Origin of the sequence: Eubacterium sp. AF15-50, from assembly GCF_934835595.1 — a bacterium.
GTDB classification, from domain to species: domain Bacteria; phylum Bacillota; class Clostridia; order Lachnospirales; family Lachnospiraceae; genus Eubacterium_G; species Eubacterium_G segne.
In genome coordinates this window covers 1-4,126 of sequence record NZ_CAKVZL010000128.1, presented here as the reverse complement: position 1 = coordinate 4,126, position 4,126 = coordinate 1, and the positions used below count along the sequence as shown (strand labels likewise).

Below are 4,126 nucleotides of genomic sequence, written 5' to 3'. Positions count from 1 at the left end.
AATTAGAGGAACCGTTGCATTTTTAGGTGGTCCATTACATTTCCTGCCGGAGCTTAGAAATGCATTTATCAGAACTCTGAAACTTGATGATGAACATATTGTGGCACCACAGCATTCGCATCTTTTTGCTGCTACAGGTGCTGCCCTTAATCACAATCCAAATGTAAGAATTAATATTTCTGATTTGTATGAGCAACTTTCAAAGGGTGTCCGAATGTCTATGGAAATCAAGCGTTTAGACCCTCTTTTTAACAACGAAAATGAATACAATAAATTTATAGAAAGACATAATAAAGCTACTGTAAAGAAAGGTGACCTTGCTACATATACAGGCAATTGTTACTTAGGAATCGATTCAGGTTCTACTACAACCAAAGCTGCTTTAGTCGGTGAAGATGGTACTTTACTGTACTCATATTACAGTGGCAACAATGGAAATCCTTTGACAACCATTATTGAAGCAGTAAAAGATATTTATAAAAGTCTTCCTGCCGATGCTAAGATTGTCCGCTCATGTTCTACAGGTTATGGTGAGGCTTTAATTAAGGCTGCACTGCTTTTAGATGAAGGTGAGGTTGAAACTGTTGCCCATTATTATGCTGCAGCATTTTTTGAGCCACAGGTTGACTGCATTTTAGATATTGGCGGTCAGGATATGAAATGTATCAAAATAAAGAATAATTCTGTTGACAGCGTTCAGTTAAATGAAGCCTGCTCATCAGGCTGCGGTTCTTTCATTGAAACCTTTGCCAAGTCATTAAATTACAGTGTACAGGATTTTGCAAAGGAAGCCTTGTTTGCTTCTAATCCTACTGATTTGGGAACGAGATGTACCGTATTTATGAATTCAAATGTTAAGCAGGCCCAAAAGGAAGGTGCCAGTGTTGCCGATATTTCAGCAGGGCTTGCTTATTCCGTAATAAAAAATGCTTTGTATAAGGTTATTAAAATTACTGATGCTAAAGACCTTGGACGTAAAATCGTAGTTCAGGGTGGTACTTTCTACAATAATGCCGTCCTTAGAGCTTTTGAGAAGGTTGCCGACTGTAAGGCTATCAGACCTGATATTGCAGGTATTATGGGTGCTTTCGGTGCTGCCCTTATTGCAAGAGAACGTTACAAAGGTGAAGAAACAACCATGCTCAATTTGTCACAGCTTGAAGCTTTTTCTTATGAAACTTCCATGACGAGATGTAAAGGTTGTACCAATTCATGTCTTTTAACAATTAATAAGTTTTCCGACGGTCGTCGTTTCATAAGTGGTAACAGATGTGAAAAGGGTATCGGCGGTCAGAAAAACAAGGAAAACATTCCTAACCTTTTTGAATATAAGATGCACAGAATATTTGATTACGAACCTCTTGATGCTGACAAGGCTCCACGGGGTGTAGTTGGTATTCCACGTGTTTTAAATATGTATGAGAATTTTCCATTTTGGGCAACATTCTTCAAAAATTTAGGATTTAGTGTTATGCTTTCACCTGTTTCATCCCATAAGATTTATGAAATGGGAATTGAATCCATTCCTAGTGAATCAGAGTGTTATCCGGCGAAACTTGCTCATGGTCATATTGCATGGTTGCTTCAAAACGGAGCTAAATTTATTTTCTATCCTTGTATTCCGTACGAGAGAAATGAAACTCCTGATGCCAACAATCATTACAATTGTCCAATTGTTACATCCTATGCAGAAAATATAAAAAATAATGTTGAGGAATTAAATGACCCTGACATTAATTTTATGAATCCTTTTATGGCACTGACTAATGAGGATACCATCACTTCACGATTAGTTGAGGAATTTACCAAGGCATTTGGCATTAGTGAGGCAGATATTAAGAATGCTGCTCATCTGGCATGGGAGGAATTACTTGCTTCTAGATCTGATATGGCTAAAAAGGGTGAAGAAACATTAAAGTATATGGAAGAAACAGGCAAACGTGGCATTGTTCTTGCCGGTCGTCCATATCACATCGACCCGGAAATCAACCATGGTATTCCTGAAATGATTAATTCCTATGGCCTTGCAGTTTTAACTGAGGATTCCATTTCACATTTAGCTGATGTGGAAAGACCTTTAATCGTATCTGACCAGTGGATGTATCATTCAAGACTTTACAAAGCTGCCAACTATGTTAAGACCCGTGATGATTTGGATTTAGTTCAGCTTAACAGTTTCGGATGTGGTCTTGATGCTGTAACTACTGACTGTGTCAGTGACATATTGACTAAGTCAGGAAAAATATATACTGTTTTAAAAATTGACGAAGTAAACAATCTAGGTGCTGCAAGAATCAGAATCCGTTCTCTTCTTGCTGCTATCAGAGTTCGCAGTGAAAATCATTTTGAGAGAACAATTCAGCCTTCATCAATTAACAAGGTTGAATTTACAAAGCAGATGTATGATGACAAATATACTATTCTTTGTCCTCAGATGAGTCCTATTCACTTCAAAATGCTTGAATCCGCCCTTAATTCATGTGGATACAATTTTGAAGTAATGCCAAGTAACAAGTCCTGTATTGATGTAGGACTTAAATATGTTAATAATGATGCCTGCTATCCTTCACTTATTGTTGTTGGACAGATTATGGAAGCGTTGCTTTCAGGTAAATATGATTTGAATAAGACAGCGGTTATTATCACCCAGACCGGTGGTGGCTGTCGTGCTACAAACTATATTGGTTTCATTAGGCGTGCATTGGAAAAAGCCGGCATGGGTCATATTCCTGTTTTGTCCTTAAGCTTTACGGGAATTGAAACTAACAGTGGATTTAAGATTACTCCTCTCTTTGCCGTAAAAGCAGTTGAAGCTGCCATGTATGGTGATTTGTTTATGAGAGTTGTATATCACACCCGTCCATATGAAGTAAACGCAGGTGAAACTGACGCCCTTCATAAAAAATGGGAATATAAATTATGTAAAGAGTTATCCGATAAACATTTTGGCATTCATCGTTTCCGCAAGAATATGAAGAAAATTGTTGAGGAATTTGATGCCATACCTGTCATGGATATCAAAAAGCCAAGAGTTGGTATTGTAGGTGAAATTTTAGTTAAGTTCTCTCCTACTGCCAACAATGATTTGGTTAACTTACTTGAAGCTGAAGGTGCTGAGGCTGTTATGCCTGACCTTGTGGATTTCTTCCTTTACGGATTTAGAAATGCTACATTTAAGTATGAAAAGTTAGGCTTTAGCAAAAAATCTGTTTACATTAATAATTTAGGTATTAAAGCTCTGGAATGGATGAGAGGCTCTGCCAAGAAGGCTCTTATTAAGAGTAAACATTTCACTCCTACTTCTGATATTTGGAAAATGAGTGAAATGGCAGAAAAGGTTGTTTCCATTGGTAACCAAACCGGTGAAGGTTGGTTCCTGACAGGTGAAATGCTTCACCTTATTCATGATGGTGTACCTAATATTATTTGTACCCAGCCATTTGCCTGCCTGCCAAACCATATTGTAGGTAAAGGTGTTATTAAAAAGCTTCGAGCCATGAATCCTGATGCTAATATTGTAGCTGTGGATTATGACCCTGGTGCCAGCGAAGTAAACCAGCTTAACCGAATCAAGTTAATGCTTGCTACAGCTAACAAGCGCTTAAAAAGCCAGGAAGAAACGGGAAAAGGCAAAGTTAAGTAAGTTCCGGTAGGAATGTTTTTGGGGTGAGCACAATTTTGTGAATATATGTTTGATGTTTTTAATCTTATAGCTGTGGATTTTGATTTTTTTTAAATTTTGTGGCTGTGAAATTAGTGGATTTCTCTGCAACATTCTAGCACAAATTGTCTCTTTTTCGGCTTATAACAAAACAAATCGCATAAAAAAGCAGATTTCTCTATTACACATAGAACAATCTGCTTTTTACTTATAATTATATTTATTTATAACTAACTTCTCTACAATTTTGTATTTCCAATACTCAAACTCATTATTTTCATAATTAATATATCATTCCCTATATATTCTCAATCTGCCAGTCTATCGGCTCCACCCCATTGGCTACCAAAAATTCATTTGCCTTGCTAAAGTGTTTGCATCCAAAGAATCCACGATATGCAGACAACGGACTTGGATGTGGTGCTTCTAAAATTAAATGCTTAGGATTGGTAAGCATTGCCTTCT

The 4,126-nt window shown here is 37.2% G+C and carries 1 protein-coding gene and 1 pseudogene; one reads left to right on the top strand and one right to left on the bottom strand.

Annotated features, from left to right (window positions below):
• Positions 1-3,643 (top strand): acyl-CoA dehydratase activase-related protein (locus Q5O73_RS10230; protein ID WP_302669631.1); only part of this gene is annotated, 3,643 nt, incomplete at its 5' end.
• Between the two features lie 316 nt (positions 3,644-3,959).
• Here Q5O73_RS10230 and Q5O73_RS10225 read toward each other — a convergent pair.
• Positions 3,960-4,126: pseudogene (locus tag Q5O73_RS10225) on the bottom strand (uracil-DNA glycosylase); the annotation flags it as partial.